12 protein-coding genes are annotated in these 14,577 nt (G+C 73.0%); 8 read left to right on the top strand and 4 right to left on the bottom strand.

Translation table 11 applies throughout. The features are described from left to right. The first annotated feature begins 9 nt into the window (after nt 1-9). The 4 genes from ACFYZ3_RS21480 to ACFYZ3_RS21465 all read left to right on the top strand — a co-directional run bounded on the left by ACFYZ3_RS21480 (nt 10) and on the right by ACFYZ3_RS21465 (nt 5,032). Nucleotides 10-969: a LysR family transcriptional regulator gene (locus ACFYZ3_RS21480; protein WP_388519985.1), complete on the top strand. Its 960-nt coding sequence runs from the start codon at nt 10-12 to the stop codon at nt 967-969. A gap of 460 nt (nt 970-1,429) precedes the next feature. Beyond that, entirely contained in the window at nt 1,430-2,950 is a 1,521-nt protein-coding gene (locus ACFYZ3_RS21475; RefSeq protein ID WP_388519982.1) for a catalase, read from the top strand. 263 nt (nt 2,951-3,213) lie between these two features. Further along, a complete protein-coding gene (locus ACFYZ3_RS21470; protein WP_388519979.1) occupies nt 3,214-3,963 on the top strand; it encodes a hypothetical protein in 750 nt (249 codons plus the stop codon). A gap of 148 nt (nt 3,964-4,111) precedes the next feature. Beyond that, a complete protein-coding gene (locus tag ACFYZ3_RS21465; RefSeq protein ID WP_388519976.1) occupies nt 4,112-5,032 on the top strand; it encodes an SDR family oxidoreductase in 921 nt (306 codons plus the stop codon). Nucleotides 5,033-5,083: 51 nt separating this feature from the next. Here ACFYZ3_RS21465 and ACFYZ3_RS21460 read toward each other — a convergent pair whose 3' ends face one another. Together ACFYZ3_RS21460 and ACFYZ3_RS21455 are read right to left on the bottom strand one after the other, a co-directional pair. Further along, nucleotides 5,084-6,451, bottom strand: coding sequence for a phosphatase PAP2 family protein (locus ACFYZ3_RS21460; RefSeq protein WP_388519973.1), 1,368 nt, complete (start codon nt 6,449-6,451; stop codon nt 5,084-5,086). A 104-nt stretch (nt 6,452-6,555) separates the two neighbouring features. Then, nucleotides 6,556-7,629, bottom strand: a complete 1,074-nt coding sequence (locus ACFYZ3_RS21455) for an alkene reductase (RefSeq protein ID WP_388519970.1) — start codon at nt 7,627-7,629, stop codon at nt 6,556-6,558. Between the two features lie 116 nt (nt 7,630-7,745). Here ACFYZ3_RS21455 and ACFYZ3_RS21450 point away from each other — a divergent pair, with 116 nt between their 5' ends. Then, nucleotides 7,746-8,111, top strand: a complete 366-nt coding sequence (locus tag ACFYZ3_RS21450; protein ID WP_388519967.1) for a MerR family transcriptional regulator — start codon at nt 7,746-7,748, stop codon at nt 8,109-8,111. Between the two features lie 60 nt (nt 8,112-8,171). Further along, nucleotides 8,172-8,744: a TetR/AcrR family transcriptional regulator gene (locus tag ACFYZ3_RS21445; RefSeq protein ID WP_361009086.1), complete on the top strand. Its 573-nt coding sequence runs from the start codon at nt 8,172-8,174 to the stop codon at nt 8,742-8,744. A 29-nt stretch (nt 8,745-8,773) separates the two neighbouring features. Here ACFYZ3_RS21445 and ACFYZ3_RS21440 read toward each other — a convergent pair whose 3' ends face one another. Next, a complete protein-coding gene (locus ACFYZ3_RS21440) occupies nt 8,774-10,648 on the bottom strand; it encodes a glycoside hydrolase family 9 protein (protein WP_388519964.1) in 1,875 nt (624 codons plus the stop codon). A 136-nt stretch (nt 10,649-10,784) separates the two neighbouring features. Between ACFYZ3_RS21440 and ACFYZ3_RS21435 the strand changes: the two genes are divergently transcribed. After that, nucleotides 10,785-12,002: an AAA family ATPase gene (locus ACFYZ3_RS21435; RefSeq protein ID WP_388519961.1), complete on the top strand. Its 1,218-nt coding sequence runs from the start codon at nt 10,785-10,787 to the stop codon at nt 12,000-12,002. 17 nt (nt 12,003-12,019) lie between these two features. Then, complete coding sequence (locus ACFYZ3_RS21430; protein WP_388519958.1) at nt 12,020-13,654, top strand: VWA domain-containing protein; 1,635 nt, start codon at nt 12,020-12,022, stop codon at nt 13,652-13,654. A gap of 86 nt (nt 13,655-13,740) precedes the next feature. Here ACFYZ3_RS21430 and ACFYZ3_RS21425 read toward each other — a convergent pair whose 3' ends face one another. Continuing rightward, the gene (locus ACFYZ3_RS21425; RefSeq protein WP_388519955.1) at nt 13,741-14,556 is read right to left on the bottom strand and encodes an SAM-dependent methyltransferase; all 816 of its coding nucleotides are present in this window, start codon (nt 14,554-14,556) and stop codon (nt 13,741-13,743) included. Nucleotides 14,557-14,577 lie beyond the last annotated feature (21 nt).

Genomic DNA, 14,577 nt, shown 5'->3' with positions numbered 1-14,577 from the left:
ATAACACTGGTGAACAGCACAGACCGGATCGCGCCGGCCATCGACGCCAACCTCGCCGTTGCGCTCGACGCCCTGCTGGCCGAGCAGAGCGTCACCCGCGCCGCCGCCCGTATGCGCACCTCCCCCGCGGCCATGAGCCGCACCCTCGGCCGCCTCCGGCGGATCCTCCAGGACCCCCTGCTGGTCCGGGCAGGGCAGACCATGGTGCCGACCCCGAGGGCGCTGGCCCTGCGCGACGAGGCCGCCACCGTCGTACACCGGCTCGGCGCGCTGCTGTCCCCGGCCACCGGCGTCGACCCGGCCGCGCTGCGCGGCACCCTCAGCCTCCAGGCCGCCGACCTGGTCGGCGCGGCCCTCGCCGCCGGTCTGCTGACGCTGGCCGGGCAGGAGGCGCCGGGGATCTCGCTGCGGTTCCGGGCCGAGGAACTGGAGGCCGGACCGGCCCTGCGCGACGGCCGGGTGGACCTGGAGGTCGGGGCGATCGACCACGTGGACCCCGAGACGCGGGTCGAGGAGCTGGTCACCCTGCGGATGACGGCCGCCGTCCGGCCCGGCCACCCGCTCACCGAAGGGCCCTTGACCGCGGCGCGGTTCGCCGCCGCCGAGCACGTCGCGGTCAGCCGCCGCGGCCGGTTCGACGGTCCGGTCGACGCCGCCCTCGCCGAGCACGGCCTCAGCCGACGGGTCGCCGTCGTCCTCCCGGGGCATCTGGCCGCACTGTCCCTCGCCGCCCGCACCGACGTCGTCGCGCTGGTGCCCGCCGCGCCGGACGGCGACTCCTCACCCGGCCCCCTCACCGAACAGGCCTCGGTCCTCGGACTGCGGCTCCTCGACATCCCGCTGCCCCTGCCGCCGGTGACCATCGGCATGGCCTGGCATCCCCGGCACACCTCCGACGGTGCGCACCACTGGCTGCGCACCGCCGTCCGCCGGGTGCTGGGTGCCGAGCCGTCCGGCCGGCCCGGGTAGCCGGGTGGTGGCGGGGTGGCGGGGCGGGGTGCCGGTCCGTCTCCGCCACACCGCACCCGCCACACCTGCCGCCCTCCACCCGCCGCACCCGCCGCCCGCTCCGCTTGCGGGGGCCGGGCGGCGGCGGAGACTGATACGGACGACGGCACTCCGGAAGGCCTGGACGGATGGGCGAGCACGCGGTGCGTCCCGGCGCCGGGACGCGGCACGGCCGACGAGCGGCCGGGCCGACGGGCTCCGCCCCCTCCTCCCTCCGGCCCGGCCGGTCCCGGCACCCGCGTCCGATTGGCGCGGCGGCTCCTGGGCACACGTGCCGCGGGAACCGCGCGGGCCGGGGGCCCGGGGACGGCCCGGGTGTCGGCGGATCCGCTCTGCCGGGCAGGGCGAAGAGGGTCCCGTGCCCCGGGTTCGAGTCGCGCGGCCCCTGGGCGTCAGCCACTCCCCGACGAAAGGCAGTCTCATGACGGACACCCCGCCTGCCACCACCACGGACTCCGGCGCACCGGCGGAGAGCGACGAACACTCGCTCACCGCGGGCCCGGCGGGTCCGGTCCTCCTCCAGGACGCCTACCTCATCGAGCAGATGGCGCAGTTCAACCGGGAGCGCATCCCCGAACGCCAGCCGCACGCCAAGGGCAGCGGCGCCTTCGGCCACTTCGAGGTGACGCACGACGTGAGCGCCTACACCAAGGCGGCCGTCTTCCAGCCGGGCACGCGGACCGAACTGGTCACCCGCTTCTCGACCGTCGCGGGCGAGCGCGGCAGCCCGGACACCTGGCGCGACCCGCGCGGCTTCGCGGTGAAGTTCTACACCAGCCAGGGCAACTACGACATGGTCGGCAACAACACGCCGGTGTTCTTCGTCAAGGACCCGATGAAGTTCCAGCACTTCATCCGGTCGCAGAAGCGCCGGGCGGACAGCAACCTGCGCGACCACGACATGCAGTGGGACTTCTGGACGCTCTCGCCGGAATCCGCGCACCAGGTCACCTGGCTCATGGGAGACCGCGGCATCCCGCGCACCTGGCGCCACATGAACGGCTACACCTCCCACACCTACATGTGGATCAACGCCTCGGGCGAGCGCTTCTGGGTGAAGTACCACTTCAAGACGGACCAGGGCATCGAGTTCTTCACCCAGCACGAGGCCGACCAGATGGCGGCGGCCGACACCGACTACCACATGCGGGACCTCTTCGAGCACATCCGCGACGGCGACTTCCCGAGCTGGACGCTGCACGTGCAGGTCATGCCGTACGAGGAAGCCGCGGGCTACCGGTTCAACCCCTTCGACCTGACGAAGGTGTGGCCGCACGGCGACTACCCCCTGATCCCGGTCGGCCGTATGACGCTGGACCGGAACCCGACGGACAACCACGCCGAGATCGAGCAGGCGGCCTTCCAGCCCAACAACCTGGTCCCGGGCATCGGCCCGAGCCCGGACCGCATGCTGCTGGCCCGGCTCTTCTCGTACGCCGACGCCCACCGCTACCGCATCGGCGCGAACTACCAGCAGCTTCCCGTGAACGCCCCGGTGGTCGACGTCCGCACCTACTCCAAGGACGGTGCGATGGCCTACCGGAAGACGACCGACCCGGTCTACGCGCCGAACTCCAAGGGGGGTCCGGCCGCCGACACCGAGCACTTCGGCACGCCGCCCAGCTGGGAGACGGACGGGGCCATCACGCGCACGGCCTACGTCAGCCACGCCGAGGACGACGACTGGGGTCAGCCGGGCACCCTGGTGCGCGAGGTGATGGACGACGCGGCCCGGGACCGGCTGGTCGACAACGTGGTGGACCACCTCCTCAACGAGGTGACCGAGCCGGTGCTGCAACGGGCCTTCGAGTACTGGTCGAACATCGACAGGACCATCGGCGAGCGCATCGCCAAGGGGGTGCGGGCGAAGGCGGGCGAGAAGGACTTCAAGGCCACCGAACAGCGCAATCCGGCCCGGCAGTCCATGCAGGACAAGGCCTGAGCCTCCCGCGGTTCTCCGCTCCGACGGGGCGTGCGCCGACCGGCGCACGCCCCGTTCCGCGTCACCGGCGAACTCTCCCTCGCTGGTGATTCCGCCGAGGTGGTGGCACCGGCTCGTCGCGACGCGGGCTGCTAGCATCCGGGCGTGCGTTGACCTGTGGTGCGGTGGCCCCGGCCGCCGCGGACGGAGTGACCGCCCTCTCGTCGACCGGACTTCGAGGGCGGCTTGGCATGTCTCCCGTCAAGCAGTCCGGAGGTCCGCACGTGTCCGCACCGCATCCGACGACCTATGAGGCGTTCCTCGCGCACGCCACCGCCGACCCCGATGTCGTCGGTCTGGTCCTCAAGGGTTCCCACGCCCACGACGGCATGGCCACCCGGTACTCCGACCACGACGTGTACGTCGTGGTCACCGACGAGGCCCGGACCGGTCTGGCCGGGCTCGACGGCTACCGCTCCGCCCGGCTGGACCTGGTCGTCGTGACGGTGGCGGAGTTCGGCCGGCTCGGCGGTTGGGAGCGTTACGCGATCGCGCGGGCCCGGGTCCTGCTCGACCGGCTCGGCGGGCGCATCGCGCGGATGGTGGCCGCCAAGGGACGGCTCGGTGCCGCGGAGGCCGAGCAGGTCGCGGCCGCCCGGCTGGACGCCTACGCCAACTCGCACTATCGGTCGCTCAAGAACGCCCGGGACGGGCATCCACTCGCCGCTCGGCTCGACGCGGCGGACAGTCTCGGCTTCCTGCTGGAGTTGCTGTTCGCCCTCGACCGTCGTCCGCGCCCCTACAACAAGTACCTGGAGTGGGAACTGGACCGGTTCCCACTGCCGGGGTGGGACGCGCGCGAGCTCCTGGCCGCGCTCGGACGGATCACCGGGGCCGGTGACGCGGACGTGCAGCGAGAGCTGTTCGGCAGGGTCGAGGCCGTGGCGCGCGAGGCGGGACACGCGGCGACGCTGGACGCCTGGGGCGACGACCTCGGGCTGATGCGTCCCGCGACACCGCGGCGCGTTCCTTGACAGCCATCGATGACAGTCACTGACATCGCGTGTTACCTTCGATGACAGCGGCTGTCATCGAAGGTCCTGGTGTCGGCGCTCGTCGCTCGTACCCGCGCCCATTTCCGGACGGGCAGTCGCCGCATACCGACATACCTGGAGGAATCTCATGCGTGTTTTCGTCACCGGCGCCTCCGGCTGGATCGGCTCAGCCGTCGTTCCCGAGCTCATCGGGGCCGGTCATCAGGTCGTGGGGCTCGCCCGTTCGGACGCCTCGGCCGAGGCGCTCACCGCGGCCGGGGCCGGCGTGGTCCGGGGCACCCTGGACGACCTCGACGTCCTGCGGCGGGCCGCCGCCGACTCGGACGGAGTCGTCCACCTGGCCTTCAAGCACGACATCGCGTTCTCGGGCGACTTCAAGGGCGCCGGCGAGGCCGACCGGCGAGCCGTCGAGGTGATCGGCGAGGCGCTCGCCGGGTCCGACCGGCCGTTCACGATCGCGTCCGGGACGCCCGCGATTCCCGGACACGTGGCGACCGAACACGACGGTCACGAGGCGGACCGGGCCGCGGCCGCCCGGGGCGACGCCCAGCACATCCGCGCCGTCACCGCCGAACTGACCCTCTCCCTGTCGGCCCGCGGTGTCCGCTCCTCCGTGGTGCGGCTGGCGCCGACCAATCACGGCGAGGGGGACAACGGGTTCGTACCGGCGCTCATCGGGATCGCCCGCGACAAGGGCGTCTCCGGGTACATCGCGGACGGCGCCAACCGCTGGTCGGCCGCGCACCGCCTCGACTCCGCGCACCTGTTCCGCCTCGCGCTGGAGAAGGCCCCCGCGGGCTCGACGCTGCACGCCGTCGCGGAGGAGGGCCTGCCGGTGCGGGACCTCGCCGAGGTGGTCGGCCGGCAGCTGGGCCTGCCGGTGGTCTCGGTCCCGGCCGCGGACGCGGACGCCCACTTCGGCTGGCTGGCGGGCTCCCTCGCCGCCAACCGCGCGGCCTCCAGCGTCCTGACCCGCGAGCTGCTGGGGTGGGAGCCCGTCCAGCCCGGGCTCGTCGAGGACCTGGAGCAGGGCCACTACTTCAAGTAGCCCGGTGGCCTCCCGCGGCCCCGGCTGCCGCGAGGGGCTCCGGTCCTGGCCTCAGACCAGCTCGGGCTGCGGTTCCGCGGGGCGCGGCGGTTCCGGCTGCCGCGCCGGCACGGCCTTCGCCTCCCACCGCCGGGTGGTCCGGACGTATCCGAGGATCACGGAGGCCATCGCGAGAAGAAGCAGCGGCCCGGCGGCCCACGGGTACCCGGCCATCTCCACCGGCAGGTACCGGTAGGACACCAGCAGCACGGCGAACACCGTCGTGCCGTACACGACCAGCCGGACGGCCGCACCGTCCCAGCCCCGCGCGGACGCGCGCATCGCGGCCTCGACCGTGAGCGCGAAGACCACGCCGGCGAGGAGGTCGGCGCCGTAGTGGTAGCCGAAGCCCAGGGTCGCGGTGAGGGTGGCGACCAGCCAGAACGCGCCCGCGAAGCGCATGGCTCGGGAGCCCCTGCGGGAGTGGACGAACAGCGTCGTGGCCCACGCCGTGTGCAGGCTGGGCATGCAGTTGCGCGGGGTGATGTCGTCGAACGGGATCGGGTGCGGCGCACCGGCCGGTGGCGGGGTGCCCGGCCACAGGTTGGCCACCGCCCACTGACCGCCGTCGGCGCCGTAGGCGAAGACCGGTCCGACGACCGGGAAGACCATGTAGACGGCGGGCCCGAGCAGGCCGATGACGAGGAAGGTGCGCACGAGGTGGTGGCTCGGGAACCGGCGCTCGGCCGCCACATGGCGCAGCTGGTACAGCCCGACGAGGGCGGCGGCCAGGGGCAGCTGGCCGTAGACGAGGTGGAGTACGTGGCCGCCGACCGGCTCGGTGGCCTCGACGAACCGGCCGACCAGCCACGAGGGGTTGCCCAGTGCCTGGTCGGCGGTGGCCACGTACGGGTCGAGCACCGTCTTGCGGGTCTCCGAGGTGATGAGCAGCCAGGTGTCGCCCGTCTTGTGCCCGGCCACAAGGAGCAGGCCCAGCCCGGCGCCTTTGAGCAGCAGGGCCCGTTCGCTGCCCGTGCGGCGCGTCACGGCGACGACCGCGCAGCCGAGGACCACCCACAGCGCGCCGTTGCCGAAGTTCGGGTCAGCGCCGACCGCCCAGCGCACCAGCAGGAAGACGACGTCGATGCCGATCGCCGCGCCGGCCGCGACGAGGCGCTGGCGCCAGGTGAGCACCACCATCGTCAGGGCGAGACCGGCGTACAGCAGGGGCCCGGAGCGCGGGGAGAAGACCACCTCCCGCGCCTGGTTGGTGATCGGGCCCCGCACGCCGTAGTGGCGCGCGACGATCTCCAGCGCGATGAGGAAACCGAGGGTCACCACACCGGCCGCGGTCCACAGCACGGCCCGCGGCCGGCGCCACGCGGCGAACAGGGTGCCGAGGTCTCTTCGCGCGAGTATTCGTGTCGGTGTGGTCTTCACTTGTTGGCCCGTTTGCTAGGGGTCGGACAAATCGGTAGCTCGTACGGATCGTCACGAGCTCGAACATGCTAACGGCACCGCTTCGCCGACCCCCGGGCCCGCCGTCAGGCCGTGTGCTGGTATGACGGGTAGGTCAGGTAGCCCGCGTCACCGCCCTGGTAGTACGTGGACTCGTCCACCGGCGCCACCGGCAGGCCCGTGCGCAGTCGCTCGACCAGGTCCGGGTTGGCGATGAAGCCGCGGCCGAAGCTGATGAGGTCCGCTCCGAGCCCGAGCCAGTGGTCGGCCTCGTCGCGACCGGTCTGCTTGGGCCCCATCGGCAGCACCGGGTTCATGACGAGCGTGCCCGGCCACACCCGGCGCAGGGCGACCAGCAGGTCCTCCTCGGCGGTGGCCTCGATGTGGACGTAGGCGATCCCGAGGCGCGACAGCTCGGTCAGCAGCTCGGTGTAGAGGTCGAGCACCTCGGTCTCCTCGACACCCCAGAACGTGCCCGCCGGGGAGAGGCGGATACCGGTCCGGTCGGCGCCGACGGCCTCGACGGTCGCGGACACGGCCTCGACGGCGAAGCGGATCCGGTGGGCCACCGGACCGCCGTAGCGGTCGGTGCGCAGGTTCGCGTTCGAGGAGAGGAACTGGGAGATGAGGTAGCCGTTGGCGCCGTGCAGCTCGACGCCGTCGAAGCCGGCATCGACGGCGCGGCGGGCCGCTTCGGCGTAGGACCGGGCCTGTTCCGGCACTTCGGCGGTCTCCAGGGCGCGCGGCGTCGGCACGGGCTGCGGCCCGGTCGGGGTGAACACCTCCCCGACGGCCGGGACGGCCGAGGGACCGACCGGCAGCAGGCCCGTGGTGTCGGGGTGCGAGACGCGGCCGCCGTGCATGATCTGGGCGAAGATCCGGCCGCCGTTGGCGTGCACGGCGGCGGTGACGGGGCGCCACGCGGCGACCTGTTCGTCGGTGTGCAGCCCGGGGGTCCCCGGGTTGGACTGGCCGACCTCGTTCGGCTGCACTCCCTCGGAGACGATCAGTCCGGCGGTGGCGCGCTGGGCGTAGTACATGGCCATCGACGGCGTGGCCAGGCCGCCCTCGGCGGCCCGCACCCGCGACATCGGGGCCATGACCATCCGGTTGGGCAGCGTCAGGCCGCCGAGCCGGTAACTGTCGAAGAGGGACGTCATCTCAGGACTCCTTCGTCGTCCGCGGGCCCGGATCTCGGGCACGACGGCTACGCTAGAACCTGACACTGACGTCAGAGGCAAGTAAGTGTGCCGCGGATCACAGCGGGGAGCAGATCATGCGTATCGGGGAAGTGGCGTCTCGGGCCGGGGTCAGCGTCCGGTCGGTGCGCTACTACGAGGACCAGGGGCTGCTGGCCAGCACGCGCAGCGCCGGGGGTCAGCGCCAGTACACGGAACACGAGGTCGAGCGGGTCATGTTCCTCCAGCGGCTGTACGCGGCGGGCCTGTCCAGCCGGACCATCGCCGAACTGCTGCCCTGCGTGGACGCGCCCAGCGAGGCCCATTCCGACGCGGCGCTGGAGCGCATGGCGCAGGAGCGGGACCGGCTGAGCGAGCACATCACCGACCTCGTCCGCACCAGGGACGCGCTCAACGCCCTGATGACGGCGGCCCGCGAATACCGGGACGCCCAGTTTGCCTAATCATGTTAGGCAAGCTCATAATCTTCCCCGGTTGCCGGGTGAGCGATGCGGAGGACGGGTGTGGCTCGGGTAGGGCTGACGACCGAGGGCCTGATCAGGGCCGGGGCCGAGACGGCCGACGAGATCGGCTTCGAGCGCACCACGCCGACGGAGCTGGCCCGGCGGTTCGGCGTCCGCACGGCGAGCCTGTACTCGCACGTGAGGAACGCCCACGAGCTCAAGACCGGGATCGCGCTGTTCGCGTTGGAGGAGTTGGCCGACCTGGCCTCCGAGGCGGTGGCCGGACGGGCCGGCAAGGACGCGCTGACCGCGTTCGCGAACGTCTACCGCGACTACGCCCATGAACACCCGGGCCGCTTCGCCGCCACGCAGTTCCCCCTCGACGCGGAGGCGGCGGCCTCCAGTGCCGGGGTCCGGCACTCCCAGATGTCACGGGCGATCCTGCGCGGATACCGCCTGGCGGAGCCGCACCAGACCCATGCCGTGCGGCTGTTGGGCAGCGTCTTCAGCGGCTTCGTCGGTCTGGAGGCCTCGGGAGGTTTCAGCCACAGCGCCCCCGAGCCGCAGGAGAGCTGGACGGAGATCCTCGACGCGCTGGACGTCCTGCTGCGGACCTGGCCGACCACGTCCTGACCCGGCCCCGGGCGGTGTCCCCCTTCGTGTCAGGACCGCGCGGCGGAGAGGGAGAGTGCGTACAGGGCCGTCGAGGTGAAGTCGTCGGCCGGTTCCACCGTCTGCCAGGCCCGCACGTCGTCGACGTAGCCGGCGCCGTGACCGTCGTACCGCGACCACGGGCCGCCCTGGGGGGCGAAGGAGCAGGGACGGCTCCCGTCGAAGGCGTCCGGCTCCTTCAGCAGGTCCGCGTCGTTGGGCCCGTTGACGACGGCGCCGCGCAGGATGTCACCGCGGCCGGTGCGGCTCATCGCCAGGTTGGCGACCTGGTGCTGGAGGCAGTGCGGGTAGAGGTCGCCCGCGCCGACGACGAAGCTGGTGCCCCAGGCGTTGGCCCCGAAGACCCAGGCCCGCTGCTGCGCGGCGAAGTCGTCGTACCGGTGGTCGCCGGTGACGCGCGCGTACAGCTCGGCGGTCGCGAGCAGCCCGAAGGTGTTCGGCACCGCGTCGAAGTCGGTGGGTATGACGCCCGACCGGAAGGGGTCCTCGGCCGCGCGCTTTCTCCCCGTCTCCACCTGCCGCCTCAGGTCCGCCTCCAGAGCGCTCGCGAGGTCGGCGTCGGGATCCGCCGAGGTGAGCACGTCGGCGTGGGCGAGGGCGCTGACGTCGGCGGGGCCCAGGGTGCCGCCGTGCTCCTCGCGCAGGACCGCACGGGCCCAGCCGGCCGCCTCGCCGCGCCACCGCGGGGCGCGCGCGTCGCCCAGGGCGTCGCCGCCGCGGAAGAGTTCGACGGCCGCCCACTCCATGTCGTCGCGCCAGGAGTGCTCCTGGTAGTAGTCGGCGGGCACGGTGGTGACCAGGTGCCCCACGTCCGGCCGGGTGTCCGCCTGCGCGTAGACGGCGGCCGCCTTGTCCAGCCACTCGCGGGCCCGGGCCGGATCGTCCTCGGCCCCGGTCTGCGCGGCGAGGGCGAAGGCCGCGGCCACCCGGCCCGCGAGATTGGGGCTGAGGGGCTCCCCGGGTTCGTTGGCGCGGAAGACGGGCCGGTACTTGAGGAGGTAGTCCGGGTCCCCCGGCCGCACGGTGAGCCGGTCGTCCTGCTCGGGCAGCCGCCACACGTCGTGGTCGCCGTGGACCTCCCGGCCGCCCGACCCGAGCCCCACCTGTGCGTAGAGCGTGCCCGTCTCCCCGTCCCACATCCTGTCCAGCCAGGCCAGACCGTGCCGTGCCTCCTCCCGCAGTCCGGGCACCGGCGGTGTGTCGCGGACGGCGCTCAGCATCTGCGCGACCACGTAGGACGTCGTGTGCGTGAACTTCAGGAAGTCGCCCGCGTCGAACCACCCGCCCGACACGTCCACGGGACCGCCCACCTCGGCCGGCGGACCGCTGCCCGCCGGCTCGTAGACGCGCGCCCGCTCGTCGGTCAGGTGCGAGGGCTCCCGCCCGGTCGCGTCCGCCAGTACGTCCTCGCCGTCCCGCTGGGTGCCGAAGAAGCGCACGCCGTCCGCCCGCAGCGGGCCCAGCAACCGCCCCGCCGGCGCCACCCGGAAGCGGACCTCGGGGTCGCCGCCCGCACCGACCAGGCGCAGCCGGTAGGTGCCGGTGCGGCGCAGCGAGGAGAGGTCGATGCTGCGCACGGCGGTGTACGTGTCGTTCCAGCCACCGAGGGAGGGCCCGAGGGTGCCCTGCCCGGCTGTGTCGCCGTGCTCGTCCAGGACCTCGAACCCGGCGTCCGCCAAGGTGTCCCGGTCGCCCATGACATAGGCGAACTTCTTCTCGCCGGCCGCGTAACCGACCTGGTTGACGCGGATGGCCGCCGGCGCCTCGCCGCCGTCCCCTGAGCACGCGGTGAGACAGCAGGCCGCCAGAACGGAAGCGGTCACGGCCGACACGGAGCGGGCCGACGGCGAGAAGAAGTGGTTCATGGCGGACAGTCTGGTCGATGGCACCACCGCCGCGCGGGCCGAGGTACCGACCGGGTGCAGGGCGGGGAAGTGGACGTTTGTGCGGGATAGGCTCTGATCCGCCAGCCCACCCGGACCGCCACAGGAGGAGTCGGCCATGGGCCAGATGGACCCGCAGGAGGCACCGGCCGCCCAGGACACGGCCGAGCGTCTCCGGGCGATCGGCGACGAGTTGTCGGACCGCTTCTACGAACGGGCCGACGTCGTACGGACGCTGCTGGTGACGCTGCTGGCCGGTCGGCACTCGCTGATACTCGGTCCGCCGGGAACCGCGAAGTCCGAGCTGGCCAGGGAACTGACGGGCCGGATCGTGGGGGCGTCCTACTGGGAGATCCTGCTGTCCAAGTTCACGGCGCCGACGAGGATGTTCGGGCCCGTCGACGTCGCCGCGCTGGCGCGCGGGGAGTACCGCCAGGTCTACGAGGGGCGCGCCACCACCGCACACGTCGCGTTCATCGACGAGATCTTCAAGTGCTCCACGGCGGCGCTGAACGAGACGCTGGGCTACCTCAACGAGCGGATCTACCACCCCGAGAGCGGTGGCGAGCCCGTCCGCTGCCCGCTCATCGGCGCCATCACGGCGAGCAACGAGCTGCCCGAAGGCGAGGACTCGGCCGCGATCTACGACCGGCTTCTGGTGCGGATCGAGGTCGCGTACCTGGAGGATCCCTCGAACTTCGCCGCTCTGGTCCGCTCCGCCGTCAGCCGCCCGGCCACGCCGAGACGGACCACCGTGGACCTGGCCGCGTTGCGGTACGCCGTGGCCGAGGCCGTCCCCGCCGTGGAGGTGCCCGACGGGATCGTGGACGCCGTGTGCACGCTGCGGGCCGCCCTGCGCCGCAAGGAGCTGATCGCCTCCGACCGCCGCTGGCGACAGGCGGTGGGCCTGCTCCAGGCGTCCGCGTACTTCGACGGGCGTTCCTCGGTCGCTCAGAGCGATCTGTCGGTGCTGACCCACGTGCTGTGGAACTCCCCCGCCGAACGCCCGACGGTCGAGCGCGAAGTACTGCACCTGGTCAATCCCGACGCCAAGGAGGCGCTCGACCTGGCCGACACCATCGAGGAGCTGGAGGCCCAGCTCGACGCGATGGCCGGGCAGTCCCGCGAGGCCCTGAGCGAGTGGGTCATCAAGAAGGCACACAACCAACTGGCCATGGCGGGCAAGCGGCTGGAGACGCTGCGCGCGGAGGCGGTGGGCGCGGGCCGCTCCACCACCGCCATCGACCGGGTCACCGGCCGCCAGCGCGCCGTCCGCGCCCGGGTGCTCACCGAGGCCCTCGGCGTGGACGCGAGCACGGTCCAGGCCCAGCTCTGAGCACCGCGGCGGACGGCATGGACGAGGGCACCTACGCGCACGGGGGCGGGACGGCGAGCCGGCTCGACGTGCTGGCGGACCGCGCCGGGACGTGGCTGGCCCGGTCGGGTGCCGCCCGCGCACGGCACACCGGGGCCGTGGCCGCGGACCGTTTCGACCGCATGGCCTGGCGCGACACCTACGAGCAGTCGCCCGCGCTGCGCGAGCTGGCCGGCGAGCTGGGCGAGCACCACGCGCACACGGCGGACCTCCTCACCGATGTCTTCCTGGCCGCCTACAAGACCGCCCCGCGCCTGCGCGAGCCCGCCGAGCTGGAGCCCTCCCGGCTGGTCAACCACCGTCTCCTCGCGGCGCTGCTGGAGTCACCGGACTTCGCCGAGCTGCACCAGGAGACGGCCGGCGACCCGTACGCCGCGGCCATGGCCGTGCTCGCCCAGGGCACCGCGCTGCGCCGGATGCTGGAGGACTCCCGGCCCGCCCGGGACCGGGACGAGCGGGCGCAGCGGGCCCGGGGGGAGGCCGAGGACGCGGCGGACGCCGTCGCCGAGGCGCTCCGGCAGGCCGCCGACGAGGCCGACGAGGACGGCACCGTGCCGGGACCGGCCGCCGACGCCGTACGACGGGCGGTCCAGCAGGCGGACGCCGCCGGGAGGCGGGCCGCTTCCGACGCGGCCCGGTCGCTCGCCGTGGCGGTTCCCGGCGTCCGTGCCGCCGCCCGCGGTGCGGTGGCGAGGTCGGCGGCGGCCGCGCGGGAGGAGACCGCGCTCATGCGGGCCTGGGGTGTCGGTTCCGCCGAGCTGGAGCGGATGCCGTTCGACGAGCGCGCCCGGCTGGCCGAGCGGCTGCGCACCGGCCGTCTCGCCCAGTGGGCCGAACTGATCGGCCGTTTCCGGCAGATGGCCGAGGGCGAACGCGCCCGCAAGGTGGAGAACGCCACCGGAGAGCTGATCGGGGTCACGCTCGGCGACGACCTCTCCCGGGTCATCCCGTCCGAGCTGGCCAATCTCGGACTGCCCGAACTGCGGGCGGTGTTCGCCGCACGCTACGCCGCCGGGGAGCTGATGCTCTACGACAGCCAGGGGGAACAGGCCACCGGCCGGGGCGCCGTCATCGCCTGCGTGGACACCTCGCACTCCATGTACGAGGCGGGGCCCGGCGGCATCACCCGGGAGGCCTGGGCGAAGGCGTGCGCGCTGGCCCTGCTGGACCAGGCCCGTCACGCGGGGCGGGACTTCGTCGGCATCGTGTTCTCCGCCGCCGACCGGCTCCGGGTCTTCCGCTTCCCGGCCGGCCGGCCCGCCGATCTCGCCCGTACCCTCGACTTCGCGGAGACCTTCCTCGGCGGCGGCACCAGTTACGAGCGGCCCCTGTCGGCGGCGGGCGAACTGCTCGAGGCGGAGTTCGCCGACGCCGCCCGCACGCGCGGCGACATCGTGATGCTCACCGACGACGACTGCGGTGTCACCGAGGCGTGGATGCGGGGCTGGAACGAGGCCAAGCGGCGGCTGGGCTTCCGGGTCTTCGGCGTGGGCGTCGGCTCGCCGCGCGTCGCGGCGGCCGGCTCGGTCCTCGAGGCCCTGTGCGACAACCTCCGTTCCGTCGAGGACTTCACCGACGTGCACGCCGCCGCCGACCTGTTCCGCGTCATCTGAGCAGGCGGGCCGCCCGGCCCGGCCCGCACGGCCGTCACGGCCCGCGCGGCCGTCACGGCTTGCGGGCCGTCACGGCTTGCGGGCCGTCACGGCTTGCGGGCCACCGCCCCGTACATCGCGATGTCCTCGTCCCGGATGCCCTGCTCTCCGGTGCCGTCCGGATGCCACTTGTGGACCTGGACGATGCCCGGTGCGACCAGCTCCAGACCCTCGAAGAACTCGTGCGCCTCGTCGATGGTCCGCAGCCGCATCGGCATGTCGCGCGCCGCGTACTCGCGCGCGACCCGGCCCACCTCCTCGGGGGCGAACTCGGCGGTGCCGATGGTCATGGCCAGGTAGCTTCCCGCGGGCAGCGGCTCCAGGAGGCGGCGGACGATGCCGACCGCGTCGTCCTCGTCCAGGACGAAGTGGACGATCGCGATCACGGTGAGCGCGACGGGCTCGCCCAGGTCCAGTGTCTTGCGGAACTCGTCGGATTCGAGAACGGCTTCGGGACGCTGGAAGTCCGCCTCGATGTACGTCGTCCGGCCCTCGGGCGTGCTCGACAGCAGCCCCTGGGACAGGGTGAGGACGATGGGGTCGTTGTCCACGTAGACCACGCGTGACCCGGGGGCCACCGACTGCGCTATCTCGTGCAGGTTGGGCGAGGTGGGGATGCCGGTGCCGATGTCGAGGAACTGACGGATCCCCGCCTCCTCCGCCAGCCAGCGCACCGCTCGGTTCATCCAGTCCCGGTTGGCGCGCATGTGCACGGGCATCGCGGGCCATTCCTGGACCATCGCGTCACCCGCCTCCCGGTCGGCGGGGTAGTAGTCCTTCCCTCCCAGGATGTAGTCGTAGATCCGCGCCGAGTGCGCGTGTTCGGTGTCGATCCGGTCGGCCGGCCATCCGCTGTCGGACATCGTTCGCCTTTCTCCGTGGGG

Source organism: Streptomyces sp. NPDC001599 (assembly GCF_042893535.1).
Classification (GTDB): Bacteria; Actinomycetota; Actinomycetes; order Streptomycetales; family Streptomycetaceae; genus Streptomyces.
Note: the sequence above shows the minus strand (reverse complement) of the source record. Positions and strands in the feature narration are given on the sequence as shown.

Excerpts from the sequence above, each read along its gene's own strand:
- ACFYZ3_RS21475 (WP_388519982.1), top strand. The coding sequence starts at position 1,430 with ATGACGGACACCCCGCCTGCCACCACCACGGACTCCGGCGCACCGGCG.
- ACFYZ3_RS21465 (WP_388519976.1), top strand. The coding sequence starts at position 4,112 with ATGCGTGTTTTCGTCACCGGCGCCTCCGGCTGGATCGGCTCAGCCGTC.
- ACFYZ3_RS21455 (WP_388519970.1), bottom strand. The coding sequence starts at position 7,629 with ATGACGTCCCTCTTCGACAGTTACCGGCTCGGCGGCCTGACGCTGCCC.
- ACFYZ3_RS21450 (WP_388519967.1), top strand. The coding sequence starts at position 7,746 with ATGCGTATCGGGGAAGTGGCGTCTCGGGCCGGGGTCAGCGTCCGGTCG.
- ACFYZ3_RS21440 (WP_388519964.1), bottom strand. The coding sequence starts at position 10,648 with ATGAACCACTTCTTCTCGCCGTCGGCCCGCTCCGTGTCGGCCGTGACC.
- ACFYZ3_RS21435 (WP_388519961.1), top strand. The coding sequence starts at position 10,785 with ATGGGCCAGATGGACCCGCAGGAGGCACCGGCCGCCCAGGACACGGCC.
- ACFYZ3_RS21430 (WP_388519958.1), top strand. The coding sequence starts at position 12,020 with ATGGACGAGGGCACCTACGCGCACGGGGGCGGGACGGCGAGCCGGCTC.
- ACFYZ3_RS21425 (WP_388519955.1), bottom strand. The coding sequence starts at position 14,556 with ATGTCCGACAGCGGATGGCCGGCCGACCGGATCGACACCGAACACGCG.